Source organism: Phycisphaeraceae bacterium, assembly GCA_019636675.1.
GTDB lineage: Bacteria > Planctomycetota > Phycisphaerae > Phycisphaerales > UBA1924 > JAHBXC01.
Genome location: JAHBXC010000001.1, coordinates 1,111,075 through 1,123,379, shown reverse-complemented (window position 1 = coordinate 1,123,379; position 12,305 = coordinate 1,111,075). Strand labels below are relative to the sequence as shown.

The 12,305-nt window shown below is 66.9% G+C and carries 21 protein-coding genes; all 21 read left to right on the top strand.

The annotated features are described in order from the left end of the window. Nucleotides 1-27 precede the first annotated feature (27 nt). Nucleotides 28-480: a 50S ribosomal protein L22 gene (gene rplV / locus KF684_04875; protein ID MBX3352246.1), complete on the top strand. Its 453-nt coding sequence runs from the start codon at nt 28-30 to the stop codon at nt 478-480. Beyond that, nucleotides 480-1,187, top strand: a complete 708-nt coding sequence (rpsC, locus tag KF684_04870) for a 30S ribosomal protein S3 (protein MBX3352245.1) — start codon at nt 480-482, stop codon at nt 1,185-1,187. Before rplV ends, rpsC begins: the two co-directional genes overlap by 1 nt. Nucleotides 1,188-1,253: 66 nt before the next feature. After that, nucleotides 1,254-1,673: a 50S ribosomal protein L16 gene (rplP, locus tag KF684_04865; GenBank protein MBX3352244.1), complete on the top strand. Its 420-nt coding sequence runs from the start codon at nt 1,254-1,256 to the stop codon at nt 1,671-1,673. 34 nt (nt 1,674-1,707) lie between these two features. Then, nucleotides 1,708-1,929, top strand: coding sequence for a 50S ribosomal protein L29 (gene rpmC / locus KF684_04860; GenBank protein MBX3352243.1), 222 nt, complete (start codon nt 1,708-1,710; stop codon nt 1,927-1,929). After that, a complete protein-coding gene (gene rpsQ, locus KF684_04855; protein MBX3352242.1) occupies nt 1,926-2,222 on the top strand; it encodes a 30S ribosomal protein S17 in 297 nt (98 codons plus the stop codon). The genes rpmC and rpsQ overlap by 4 nt, the downstream gene beginning before the upstream one ends. A gap of 68 nt (nt 2,223-2,290) precedes the next feature. After that, complete coding sequence (gene rplN, locus KF684_04850; GenBank protein ID MBX3352241.1) at nt 2,291-2,677, top strand: 50S ribosomal protein L14; 387 nt, start codon at nt 2,291-2,293, stop codon at nt 2,675-2,677. A gap of 3 nt (nt 2,678-2,680) precedes the next feature. Then, complete coding sequence (rplX, locus tag KF684_04845; protein ID MBX3352240.1) at nt 2,681-3,058, top strand: 50S ribosomal protein L24; 378 nt, start codon at nt 2,681-2,683, stop codon at nt 3,056-3,058. Nucleotides 3,059-3,133: 75 nt separating this feature from the next. Next, nucleotides 3,134-3,763, top strand: a complete 630-nt coding sequence (gene rplE, locus KF684_04840) for a 50S ribosomal protein L5 (GenBank protein ID MBX3352239.1) — start codon at nt 3,134-3,136, stop codon at nt 3,761-3,763. A 49-nt stretch (nt 3,764-3,812) separates the two neighbouring features. Beyond that, a complete protein-coding gene (locus KF684_04835; protein ID MBX3352238.1) occupies nt 3,813-3,998 on the top strand; it encodes a type Z 30S ribosomal protein S14 in 186 nt (61 codons plus the stop codon). A 129-nt stretch (nt 3,999-4,127) separates the two neighbouring features. Continuing rightward, complete coding sequence (gene rpsH, locus KF684_04830) at nt 4,128-4,529, top strand: 30S ribosomal protein S8 (protein MBX3352237.1); 402 nt, start codon at nt 4,128-4,130, stop codon at nt 4,527-4,529. Nucleotides 4,530-4,601: 72 nt separating this feature from the next. Continuing rightward, nucleotides 4,602-5,156, top strand: coding sequence for a 50S ribosomal protein L6 (rplF, locus tag KF684_04825; protein MBX3352236.1), 555 nt, complete (start codon nt 4,602-4,604; stop codon nt 5,154-5,156). Nucleotides 5,157-5,233: 77 nt separating this feature from the next. Continuing rightward, complete coding sequence (gene rplR, locus KF684_04820) at nt 5,234-5,593, top strand: 50S ribosomal protein L18 (GenBank protein MBX3352235.1); 360 nt, start codon at nt 5,234-5,236, stop codon at nt 5,591-5,593. A gap of 110 nt (nt 5,594-5,703) precedes the next feature. Beyond that, nucleotides 5,704-6,438 (top strand): 30S ribosomal protein S5, encoded by a 735-nt coding sequence (gene rpsE / locus KF684_04815; protein MBX3352234.1) that lies wholly within the window; start codon nt 5,704-5,706, stop codon nt 6,436-6,438. Between the two features lie 176 nt (nt 6,439-6,614). Further along, nucleotides 6,615-7,217: a 50S ribosomal protein L15 gene (gene rplO / locus KF684_04810; protein ID MBX3352233.1), complete on the top strand. Its 603-nt coding sequence runs from the start codon at nt 6,615-6,617 to the stop codon at nt 7,215-7,217. A gap of 80 nt (nt 7,218-7,297) precedes the next feature. Beyond that, nucleotides 7,298-8,695 (top strand): preprotein translocase subunit SecY, encoded by a 1,398-nt coding sequence (gene secY, locus KF684_04805; protein MBX3352232.1) that lies wholly within the window; start codon nt 7,298-7,300, stop codon nt 8,693-8,695. A gap of 214 nt (nt 8,696-8,909) precedes the next feature. After that, the gene (infA, locus tag KF684_04800) at nt 8,910-9,128 is read left to right on the top strand and encodes a translation initiation factor IF-1 (protein MBX3352231.1); all 219 of its coding nucleotides are present in this window, start codon (nt 8,910-8,912) and stop codon (nt 9,126-9,128) included. Nucleotides 9,129-9,149: 21 nt separating this feature from the next. Continuing rightward, nucleotides 9,150-9,266, top strand: a complete 117-nt coding sequence (gene rpmJ / locus KF684_04795) for a 50S ribosomal protein L36 (protein MBX3352230.1) — start codon at nt 9,150-9,152, stop codon at nt 9,264-9,266. Between the two features lie 45 nt (nt 9,267-9,311). Continuing rightward, entirely contained in the window at nt 9,312-9,692 is a 381-nt protein-coding gene (gene rpsM, locus KF684_04790; GenBank protein MBX3352229.1) for a 30S ribosomal protein S13, read from the top strand. 70 nt (nt 9,693-9,762) lie between these two features. Further along, nucleotides 9,763-10,140, top strand: coding sequence for a 30S ribosomal protein S11 (gene rpsK / locus KF684_04785; GenBank protein MBX3352228.1), 378 nt, complete (start codon nt 9,763-9,765; stop codon nt 10,138-10,140). A gap of 191 nt (nt 10,141-10,331) precedes the next feature. Continuing rightward, entirely contained in the window at nt 10,332-11,339 is a 1,008-nt protein-coding gene (locus KF684_04780) for a DNA-directed RNA polymerase subunit alpha (protein ID MBX3352227.1), read from the top strand. A gap of 97 nt (nt 11,340-11,436) precedes the next feature. Further along, entirely contained in the window at nt 11,437-11,985 is a 549-nt protein-coding gene (rplQ, locus tag KF684_04775) for a 50S ribosomal protein L17 (protein MBX3352226.1), read from the top strand. The last annotated feature ends 320 nt before the right edge of the window (nt 11,986-12,305 follow it).

The window sequence follows — 12,305 nt, the reverse complement described above, 5'->3', positions numbered from 1 at the left end:
CTCGCGCACGCGGTCGAAGCGACCGGCATGAGCCATCGCGACGCGCACTCCGCCGTCAACAACTGGCTCGCCGGGCGCAACCACCCGCGATGCCGCGTGGCCCACGTGCAGGCGATCGCGCAGGCGGTCGGCGCCGAGCCCACCGAGTTCGTGCGCTTCACGAGCCAGGGACGCTTCGTCCGCGGCTCGGCGCGCAAGGCCCGGCTCGTCGCGGACATGATCCGCGGGATGCCGGTCGAGAAGGCCCTCTCGGCGCTGCGGTTCAACCCCAAGCGCGCCGCGGTGGATGTCCGCAAGACCCTCACCGCCGCCATCGCCGACGCCGAGCAGGCCAACGCCGATGTCGGCGCGCTGGTCGTCGCCGAGTCGCGCGTCGACGGCGGGCCGATCATCAAGCGCTTCCACCCCAAGGATCGCGGCCGGGCCCACACCATCCGCAAGCGCATCTCGCACATCGTCGTCGGAGTGGAGCAGAAGTAATGGGACAGAAAACCCACCCCTACGGCCTGCGAGTCGGCATCACCGAGCCCCACAAGAGCCGCTGGTACGCGCCCAAGGCGCTGTTCGGCGAGCTCCTGGTCGAGGACTTCAAGATCCGCGAGTTCCTCGATAAGCGCCTGAACCGCACGCCCCCGTTCGCGGCGGTGTCGGACATCGACATCGAGCGCACCCGCGAAGAGCTCAAGATCATCGTGAAGACGGCTCGCCCCGGCCTGGTCATCGGGCCCAAGGGCGCCGAGGTCGAGCGTCTGACCGAAGAGCTGCAGTACATGACGGGTCGCAAGGTCTCGATCAACATCCTCGAGATCAAGAACCCCGACATCAACGCGCAGCTCATCTCCGAGGGCATCGCCGAGCAGCTCAAGAAGCGCGCTTCGTTCCGTCGCATCGTCAAGATGCGCGCCGAGGCGGCGCTCCAGAGCGGGGCCAAGGGCGTTCGCATCCGCATCTCCGGTCGCCTCGGCGGCGCCGAGATGTCGCGCGTGCTGGATGTCCGCCTTGGCTCGCTGCCCCTGTCCACCCTCCAGGCCCGCATCGACTACGGGTTCTCCGAGTCGCTGACGACCGCCGGCCAGATCGGCGTGAAGGTCTGGGTCTACACCGGTCTGTACGGCGAGACGATCGAGATCCCCGAGGTCGACTCCCGCGCCGCGGGCGCCCGTCCTCGCGCCCGAGGTCGTCGCTGATCGCACTGTCCCGTTTGAATCCCCCCGCGCCGACGCACGGCGCGTGATTGTCAGGAGTCCCGTCCGATGCCCCGGATGCCGAAGAGAGTCAAGTTCCGCAAGGAGATGCGTCGCGTCCGCGACCGCAAGGCGACGAAGGGCAACTATGTCGCCTTCGGAGACTTCGGTCTGCAGTCCCTCGAGGGCGTGTGGCTCACCGCGCGTCAGCTGGAGGCGGGACGAATCGCGGCCCAGCACTTCCTGAAGCGCGAAGGCCAGATGTACATCCGCGTGTTCCCCGACAAGCCCATCTCCAAGAAGCCCCTCGAGACCCGAATGGGCAAGGGCAAGGCGGACGTGGAGTACTGGGCGGCGCGCGTGAAGCCCGGCACGGTCCTGTACGAGATCGGCGGGGTGCCCGAGAGCATCGCGAAGCAGGCGCTGGTGCGCGTCGCGATGAAGATGCCCGTCAAGTGCCGCTTCGTGACGCGGCGAGTGAGCGCCTGAGCGCCGACCACCGAGCAAGCGAGAGCACACGACCATGGCCAAGAAGAACAGCGAGCTTGTGGCTGAAGTCCACAAGATGAAAGACGCCGAGATCGGCATCGAGCTCAAGCGACTCCGCGAGCGCCTCTACGAGCTGCGCACGCAGTCGGTGACCGAGAAGATCGAGGACCCCTCCCAGTTCACGAAGGTCCGGCGCCAGATCGCCCGGATCCTCACCGAAGAGAACGCCAGGAAGCAGAAGAAGGCGACGGCATGAGCGCAGCGCAGGCGAACAACACGGGCGCGAACGAGTCCGGCAAGACCGTCGGCGCGCACATCGGCATCGTCGACTCGGACCGCAACGCGAAGACCCGTCGCGTCGTGATCGAGTACATGGCGAAGCACCCCAAGTACGGCAAGTACGTGCGTCATCGCACGGGCCTGCAGGTGCACGACGAGAACAACGAGTCCCGCCTCGGGGACCGCGTCGAGATCGTGCCCTGCCGGCGCATGAGCAAGTCCAAGAGTTGGCGGATCGCCCGCATCGTCGAGCGCGCCCCGCAAGAGTAAGCACCCAAGCGTGATGACCGACCGCACCCCGGGGCCAGAAGCCCCGGCGCGGAAAGAGAAGTACAGCGATGATCCAGGCAGAAACCAGGTGTGAGGTCGCGGATAACTCCGGCGCGAAGATCGCGTACGTGATCCGCGTGCTGGGCGGCTCGACCGGCAAGGGCCAGTTCACGCGGCGCACCGCCGGCGTGGGCGACCGCGTCGTGTGCTCGGTCAAGAAGGCCATCCCCGGCGCCGACGTGAAGGCCGGCGACGTGGTCAAGGCCGTCGTGGTGCGGACCTCGTACCCCACCAAGCGCGAGGACGGCTCGTATGTCCGCTTCGACGAGAACGCGGTCGTCCTTATCAACGCCGACGGGAACCCTCGCGGGACGCGCATCTTCGGCGCCGTCGCCCGCGAGCTCCGCGAGCGCAACTATATGAAGATCGTGTCCCTCGCGACGGAGGTTGTCTGACCCATGCCACGCCACGTCCGTAAAGGCGACAATGTCATCGTCACTGCCGGCAACTTCCGCGGCGCGGTCGGCGAGATCGTCCGCGTCGACGGCGACAACGAGCGCGTCTTCGTGAAGTTCCCGAACGCCGTCTACGACGGCGTGAAGCGCAAGCCCCTGGTCAAGACGCTCAAGCCCACGCGCGTCAACCCCCAGGGCGGGCAGGTCGCGCTCGACCGCAGCTTCCACCTCTCCAACGTCTCCCCGGTCGTCGACGGGAAGGCCTCGCGAGTCCGCTTCCCCGTCAAGAACGACGGGAGCAAGGCCCGCGTCGCCGTCAAGAGCGGCAAAGAGCTCTCCCTCGTCCGCGGCCCCAAGGCCCGGGCCCCCAAGAAGGCCTGACCCACCGTCCCAGACCCACCACCGGCGTGCGACCCACGCCCGGACACACGACAGCGACCGAAGCGAGCATCAGCGATGGCCAAGACGAAAGGCACACACAAGGGCGCAGCCACCGAGGCCGACACCGGTCCGGCCCAGCCCCCGCGCCTGCGCGAACTCTACAAGAGCACGGTCCGTGAGGCCGCGATGAAGGAGTTCGGCATCGACAACCCGATGGCGCTCCCCGAGGTCGACAAGGTCGTGATCAACGTCAACATGGGTCGCCACCTCGACGGCATCAAGTTGCCGGCCCACGTGCGAGCCCAGGTCCTCGAGACCCTCACGGTGATCTCGGGCCAGAAGCCCGTCGTCGTGAAGGCCAAGAAGTCCGTCGCGAACTTCAAGGTCCGCGAGGGCTCCGAGACCGCCGCGATGGTCACCCTCCGTCGCGATCGCATGTGGCACTTCCTCGACCGCTACATCAACCTCGCGGTGCCCCGCATCAAGGACTTCCGCGGCGTGCCGGACAAGGCCTTCGACAAGGGCGGCAACTACGCGATGGGCGTGACCGAGCAGGCGGTGTTCCCCGAGGTCGACATGGCCAAGGCGAACTTCACGCACGGCATGAACATCAACATCTGCTTCAAGAACTCCGACCCCAAGAAGAGCCGTTTCATCCTCGAGCAGCTCGGCATGCCCTTCCGCAAGCCCGACGAGCGGCGCTGAACCCGTACCTGACCCACTCTGACCCGAACGAACGACCGAAGGACACCAGATGGCCACCAAGGCGCAGATGATCAAGGCCAACAAGACCCCGAAGTTCTCGACGCGTCTCGTTCGACGCTGTCAGATCACCGGGCGTGCTCGTGGCGTCTACCGCAAGTTCCGCGTCAGCCGCATCATGCTCCGCAAGCTCGCCCTCGAGGGCAAGATCCCCGGCATGCGCAAGTCCAGCTGGTAATCCGCTTCTTCTCACGAAATCACCCCGCCCCGACGGCGCCCCACGAGGGCGAGCGAGGGGCGGCGCCCGACAGAGACTCCCCAAGGCACCCCCGGTCCAACGAACGACCGGCGACCCCAGGAAACGACCATGGCCCTGAGCGACCCCATCGCCGACATGCTCACGCGAATCCGCAACGGTCTGCGCGGACGCAAGAAGACCGTGATGTGCCTCAATTCCAAGGTGAATCGAGGGATCGCGGATGTCCTGCGCGACGAGGGCTATATCGAGGGCTACGAGGCCGTCGAGGACGCCACCGGGCAGGGCCAGATCCGCGTGAAGCTGAAGTACGGCCCCACCGGCGAGACGGTGCTGAACTCGCTCACCCGCGAGTCCAAGCCCGGTCGCCGCGTCTACAAGGGCGTCGACGACCTGCCCCGCCCGCTGCAGGGCCTGGGCATCTGCATCGTGAGCACCTCGCGCGGCGTGATGTCCGATCGCAAGTGCCGCCAGGAGCGCGTGGGCGGCGAGGTCCTCTGCGTCGTCCAGTAAGCGACCGTTTCACCCACAGCGAACCATCCGCCAGCACCGACCGAGTACGAGCGTCAGCAGGAGTTCCCAGTCATGTCCCGCATCGGCAAGAAGCCCGTCGCCATCCCGGCTGGTGTCAGCGTCAAGGTGCTGCCCGAGCGCAAGATCACCGTCGAGAGCTCCGGCAAGAAGCTCGAGATGACCCATCGCCCCGAGGTCTCCGTCGTCGTCGATGACGCCGCCAAGTCGGTGGTGATCGCGATCGACGAGAAGGACCACGACAACCGCGAGGTCCGCGCGTACTGGGGCTCGACCCGCGCGCACATCAACAACATGGTCGCCGGCGTGACGAAGGGCTACGAGAAGGTCCTCGAGGTCAACGGCGTCGGCTGGGGCGCGACGCTGGCCGGCAACAAGCTGAACCTGAAGCTTGGCTACGCGAACATCCTGACCAAGATGATCCCCGCCGGCGTGAACGTCGCGGTGGAGAAGAACCAGATCAAGATCTCGGGGCCGGACAAGCAGGCGGTCGGCCAGTTCGCCGCCGAGGTCCGCGCCCTGCGCAAGCCCGAGCCGTACAACGGCAAGGGCATCAAGTATCTCGAAGAGGTCATCAAGCGCAAGGAAGGCAAGGCCTTCGGCTCCTGATCCGGCCCGAATTGACGAGCGTCCTGCACGAAGCATCCCCCCGGGCGAGACACGCCCGACGCGACAGAGGTTGAGCGATGAACGCGAACAAGGCCAAGACACTCCGACGCACCCGCCGACGGATGGGCATGCGCAAGCGCATCCGCGGGACGCCCGACCGTCCCCGGCTGAGCGTGTTCAAGTCGCTCAACCACATCTACGTCCAGGTCATCGACGACCTGGCCGGCAAGACGCTGGCGGCGGCGTGCTCCGCCGACTTGGGCGAGGGCGCCAAGACCGGCAACATCGAGGCCTCCAAGGCGGTCGGCAAGATCGTCGCGGAGCGCGCGAAGGCCGCCGGGGTGACCTCGGTTGTCTTCGACCGCGGCGGGTTCAAGTATCACGGGCGCGTCAAGGCGCTCGCCGACGCGGCCCGCGAGGGCGGGCTCCAGTTCTGATCGAAGTCTCCCGCCCCCGGGCCTGACCGGGGGCGTCTCACAGTCCTGAACGATTCTCGAACGCATGCCCGGCGACCATCAGCCCGGGCGCAACCGACACAGGCGAAGTTATGGCCGAGCTGCTCGACGAAGCCTCTCATCTTGAAAGCACCACCATCAACGTGTCGCGCACCGCCGCGACCGTGAAGGGTGGTCGCCGATTCTCCTTCAACGCGCTGGTCGTCGTGGGCGATCGACGCGGGCGCGTTGGCTACGGCTACGGCAAGGCCAACGAGGTTCCCCCTGCGATCGAGAAGGCGCAGAAGGAAGCCAAGAAGGACATGCAGAAGGTCGAACTCTTCGGAGGCACGATCCCTCACCAGGTCCAGGGTCGCTTCGGCGCGTCGCAGGTCCGCCTGATCCCGGCGTCGCCGGGTACGGGCGTGGTCGCCGGCGCCGCCGTCCGCGCGGTCCTCGAGATGGTGGGCGTGACCGACTGCCTGACCAAGTCCTTCGGGTCGACCAACCCCCAGAACATCATCAAGGCCACCTTCGCGGCCCTCGAGCAGCTGCAGCCCAAGGAGGCCTTCGCGGCGCTCCGTGGCGTCGACATCGGCGACACCGAGGTCGAGCAGAAGGTCGAGAAGGGCAAGGCCTTCATGCGCACCTCGTCGTTCGGCACCGCTGAGAAGGCCAAGGCCCCGGTCAACACCGTCGGCCAGGACCGGCGCGGCGGGCCGGGCGGTCGCGGCGGTCGCGGCGGTCGACCGGGCGGGCCCGGCGGCGGTCGCGGCAGGCGACCCGAGGGCGACGGCGCCCCGGCCGGCGAGTCCGGCGGCGGCGACGCCCCGGCCGCGTCGAACTGACACTGATGACCGTTCGATTCACACACGCCGCGTCACTCGCGGCGTCTCCGTCTTTCACGCCTCGCGTCTAGCGGGGCGGACAACCAGCACGCACGGCCGATCGGGCGACACGAGCGCAAGCGAGTCCGACGCGGCACAAGCCGCCCCCCAGGGGCGGAGATGGTGAGATACGAGCCATGATGATCCACGAGATCACGGTTCTGGCCGGGAAGTACAAGTCTCGCAAGCGCGTGGGCCGCGGCCCCGGCTCGGGCACGGGCAAGACCTCGGGCAAGGGCCACAAGGGCGCCCAGTCGCGCACCGGCTTCTCCCGGCGCGCCGCGTCCGAGGGCGGCCAGATGCCCTACTTCCGGCGCATCCCCAAGCGCGGCTTCTCCAACGCCAACTATCGCACCGAGTTCTGGATCGTGAACCTGGGCGACATCGTGGGCCACCCCGACTTCGCGAAGGGCGGCGAGATCAACGCCGCGGCGCTGATCAAGGCGGGCCTGATCCGCGACGAGAAGCGTCCGCTCAAGATCCTGGGCGACCTCAAGAAGACCGAGAAGCTCGGCGTGAAGTTCAGCGTCAACGCGGAGCGCGTCTCCAAGTCGGCGCGCGAGCACATCGAGCAGGCCGGCGGGACCGTCACCGAGATCGGCACGCGTCGCGACCGCATCCGCGGCATCGACCGACAGTCCGACGACCTGACTCCCAAGAACCTGACCAAGAAACTCCGTCGAGGCAAGGCCAAGAAGAAGGGCGCGCCCGTCGCGGCCGCTGAATCGACCGAGGAATGATCGTCGGCTGAAGGACCCGGCCAAGCGTCGGTGGGCGTTGCCCCCCGGCGAACCACGAGCAGGAAGCCCCCGTCGTTATGCTGCAGGCGTTCGCCAACATCTTCAAGGTCCCCGACCTGCGCAACCGCATCCTCTTCACCCTGGGGATGATCGCGGTCTATCGCATCGGGTTCTGGATCCCAATCCCGGGCGTCGACCAGTCGGCGCTGGGAGAGTTCATCCAGGCCCAGCAGGAGGCCGGCGGCGCCGTCGGTCGCCTCGCGGCGTTCGTCGGCATCTTCTCGGGCGGGTCGTTCAGCCAGTCGACGATCTTCGGTCTGGGCGTGATGCCCTACATCACGGCGGCGATCATCCTGCAGCTCTTCGGCTCGGTGTCTCCGAAGATCAAGAAGCTGCAGCAGGAGGGGCCCTCGGGTCGTCAGAAGATCCTCGAGTGGACGCGATACCTGACCGTGGCGCTGTGCATCGTGCAGGCGATCGGCTGGCTCTCGTTCCTCACCTCGTCCGGGCAGGGCCTGGTCTACCTGGAGTGGGGCCGCAACCCGCTGTGGTGGGTCACGAGCGTGACGGCGATGACCGCCGGCACCGTGTTCCTGATGTGGCTGGGCGAGCAGATCGACAAGCACGGCATCGGCAACGGGATCTCGCTGATCATCACGGCGGGCATCCTCGCCGGCATGCCCAACGCGGTGCGCTGGGTCATCACGAACTTCGAGCCCCAGAACCCCGACAAGCTCGGGTGGATGGGCGTGTTCGCGCTGGCCGGCGGGTTCGTGTTCGTCGTGGCCGGGGCGATCCTGATCACGGTCGCGCAGCGGCGCATCCCGGTGCAGGCTGCCAAGCACACCCGAGGGCGCAAGGTGTTCGGCGGGCAGCGCTCGTACCTTCCCCTGAAGATCAACCACGGCGGCGTGATGCCCCTGATCTTCGCGACATCGCTGATGATTTTCCCGTCGGTCGCGTTCGGCTATCTGTCCGAGAGCGCCCGCCAGATGCAGTCGCCGATGTGGTGGCAGGACACGGCCCGGTTCCTGGCCCGCAACTTCCAGATGGGCGAGTACCCCTACGTGGTGGTCGAGGTCGCGCTGATCTTCTTCTTCTCGTACTTCTGGACGACCGTCCAGTTCAACCCCGAGGACATGTCGAAGCAGCTGCGCGACAGCGGGACCTTCATCCCGGGCATCCGCCCCGGGCCCAGGACCGCGGAGTACCTCGAGACCGTGATGGAGCGCGTGACCTATGTCGGCGCGGCGTTCCTCTCGGTGATCGCGGTGATCCCGATCATGGTGATGACCTCGCTCAAGGTGCCGTTCTTCGTGGCGGCGTTCCTGGGCGGGACGGGCCTGCTGATCGTGGTCGCGGTCGGTCTGGACCTGATCCAGCGGATCGAGGCGAACCTGATGATGCGGAACTACTCGGGGTTCCTGGGCGGCGACGACGGGAAGGGCCCGAAGGTCCGGGGGGCACGGTTCGGGTGAATGACGAAAGGTCCGTGAGGTTTCCGGGGGCGGGTTGACCGCCCGTCGGGGAACCCGGGCCTACACTTGCGGGTTCGCGCGGGCGGGGTCGGCTTGGAAGCCGCTCCCGCCACACCCTCGGGCCAGGGCGGGCCGGGGCCGACGCGGATCAGAGACTGGAACGAACGAAAGGGAACGCCCGTCGCGGTTGGTCCGCGTCGAGGCACTGGACGACATGCCGAAGCAGGACGACAAACTCACGCTCGAAGCCGAAGTGGTGGAAGCGCTCCCGAACGCGATGTTCAAGGTGCGACTCCCCAACGAGGTTGAGGTGCTGGCCTACGTATCCGGGAAGATGCGCCAGCACTACATCCGAATCCTCCCCGGGGATCGGGTGACGGTCGAGCTGAGCCCCTATGACCTGACGAAGGCGCGCATCACCTACCGACACTGATCCGAATCGAGAGACAGAGCCATGAAAGTCAAGTCAAGCGTCAAGCAGATCTGTGGTTCGTGCAAGGTCGTGCGCCGCAAGGGCAAGGTCCGCGTGATCTGCTCGGCTGATCCGAAGCACAAGCAGGTCCAGGGCTGATCCCTCACACGACTCACTGAAGCACGAAACCGCTGGAGCAGCGACATGCCCCGTATCGCCGGTGTTGACATCCCCGATCGCAAGCAGGTGCGTTACAGCCTGCGCTACATCCACGGCATCGGTCCCAAGATCGCCGACGACATCCTCGCGGCGCTCGAGATCGATCCGACCACCAAGGCCGGCGACCTCACCGAGCAGCAGGTGTCGTCGATCGCGAACCTCATCGACCAGGAGTTCCTGGTGGAGGGCGGTCTGCGTCGCCAGGTGTCGCAGAACATCCAGCGTCTCAAGGAAATCCGCTCGTACCGCGGCGATCGTCATCGTCGCGGGCTTCCCTGCCGCGGGCAGCGCACCAAGACCAACGCGCGTACGCGCAAGGGCAAGCGCAAGACCGTCGCGGGCAAGAAGGGCGTCAAGGCCAAGTAAGTAAGCACCCCGGTCGCGAGGGTTCTCCTCGCGGCCTGATCGACCGACGAACCGTCAGGACCAGCTACCGATGGCGAAGAAGACCAAGAAAGTCCGTCGCAACGTGGTGCGCGGCATCGCCTTTGTGAAGGCGACCTTCAACAACACGATCGTGACCATCACCGACACCAACGGCGAGGCGCTCGCGTGGGACTCGGCCGGCACGATCGGCTTCAAGGGCGCTCGCAAGAGCACCCCCTTCGCCGCGACCCGCGCCGCGGAGACCGTCGCGGGCAAGGTCCGCAAGATGGGCATGATGGAGGTCGAGGTTCGGATCAAGGGCGCCGGCTCCGGTCGCGAGGCCGCGGTCAACGGCCTGGCCGGCTCGGGCCTGAAGGTGACGGCGATGGAGGACCACACGCCGGTCCCCCACAACGGATGCCGCCCGCGCAAGAAGCGCCGCGTGTAATCGACAGTCATTTCCCCGACGCGTCGCGTTCAGCGCGGCGCGTCGGCTTCGTTTCGATCGTTTCATTCCCTCCGGAACAGAAGGGGCCCGTCGGCGAGTCGGCCGAGGGCGGGACCCCGTGAATCCGCAGGGTTGTGTCTCAGGGACCGATGGCGGTCCCCACACCTCGCCGACACCGACGGAGTTTCCCCATGCGCGTTCGCTGGCGCGGCCTCGAGCTTCCCTCTCGCGTCTCCAAGGATTCGAAGCTGGACCACCCGAACTTCGGGCGGTTTGTCATTGAGCCCTTCGAGCGCGGCTTCGGCACGACCATCGGCAACTCGCTCCGGCGCATCCTGCTGTCGAGCATCGAGGGCGCGGCGATCACCTCCGTCAAGATCCGCGGCGCGGAGCACGAGTTCTCGTCGATCCGGGGCGTCACCGAGGATGTCACCGACATCATCCTGAACGTCAAGGACCTGGTCGTCGCCCTCGAGAGCGACGAGCCCAAGACGATGAAGCTCGCCGCGACCGGCCCGGGCGAGGTCACTGCCGACCTGATCGAGGCCGACACCTCGATCACGATCCTGAACAAGGACCACGTGATCGCGACGCTGACCGACGAGGTGGACTTCGAGATGGAGTTCACCGTGCAGAACGGTCGCGGGTATGTCCCGGCGTCCGAGCAGTACGCGAAGCAGGAGGAGCAGGAGATCGGGCGCATCCCGCTCGACGCGATCTACTCCCCGGTGCAGCGCGTTCGGTTCAAGGTCGAGGACACGCGCGTCGGGCAGCGCACGAACTACGACAAGCTGGTCCTGGACATCTGGACCAACGGCACGATCACGCCCGAGATGGCGCTGGTCGAGGCGGCGAAGATCCTTCGCAAGCACCTCAACCCGTTCGTGCAGTACTTCGACCTGGGCGACCAGCGCGTCTCGCACGAGGCCGCCGCCGCCGCCGCGGTCGACGAGGAACTGATCCGCAAGCTGATGATGCCCGTCGCGGACCTGGACCTCTCGGTGCGCGCGAGCAACTGCCTCGAGTCGGCGAAGATCAACACGGTCGGAGAGCTGGTCACCAAGACCGAGGCGGAGCTGCTGAAGGTCCGCTCGTTCGGCAAGACCTCGCTTCGCGAGGTGAAGCGCAAGCTCGCCGACCTGAACATGGACCTGGGTATGGAACTCCCCGAGGGCGTCGTGGTCGGTTCGGGCGCGTAAAGCCCGTTCGTCGCTCGACGGACAGAGACGAGATCGAACGAAGCACATCCCGCGGCGAACACACACCACGCCGCGTCAGTTCACGAAGGATCGAGCCATGCGTCACCGCAAAGCGGGCTACAAACTCAACCGCACCGCCGCCCACCGTCAGGCCATGCTCCGCAACATGGCCGCCGGCCTGTTCGAGCACGGGCAGATCACCACGACCATCCCCAAGGCGAAGGCCGTCCAGCCCTTCGTCGAGAAGATGATCACCCTCGCGAAGCGCGGCGACATCCACGCGCGCCGGCTCATCACCGCGAAGCTCGGGCACGATCGCATCATGGCGGACAACGAGGACAACCTCGTGCGCAACCGCTACGGCGAGCTGAAGAAGGGCCCCAAGCTCGTCAAGCACATCGTCGACGAGGTCGCGCCGAAGTTCGCGAACCGCGCCGGCGGCTACACCCGCATCGTCAAGCTGGGCGTCAACCGCGTCGGCGACCAGGCCGAGCTGTGCGTCATCCAGCTCGTTGGCAACGAGGACGGCCCCGAGATCGGCGGCAACCCCAGCACCCGTCGTCGCAAGGCCGACCGTCGCGCCGCCTACGCCGCCAAGATGCGCAAGCAGATGGGCGAGAAGAAGCCCGCCGACGCCGCCGCGTAAGCACGCAGCGCACAACTCACGCATTCACAAGGGCTCGCGAGCGATCGCGGGCCCTTGTTCGTTGGTCGGCGCGTCGGGCAAAGCCGATAAACGCCGTCCGGCTCTCCCTTGATAAGGTGGCTTCTTTATCGAAATTCCGCATCTGTTCGGCGCGGGAGGTGCGAAACTCGGTGTGGAGCGACGGTCCGGAAACGGAACTGTCGCTCGCGCGCCGCCGAGCGTCCAGCGGAGCGCGCGCGTCAGGCAAGGCGAGGAGGCGACGCCGGCATTCCCCGGCGTCGCGAGGAACCCCCCGGCGCCGCTGTGCGCCGCTTTGTGTA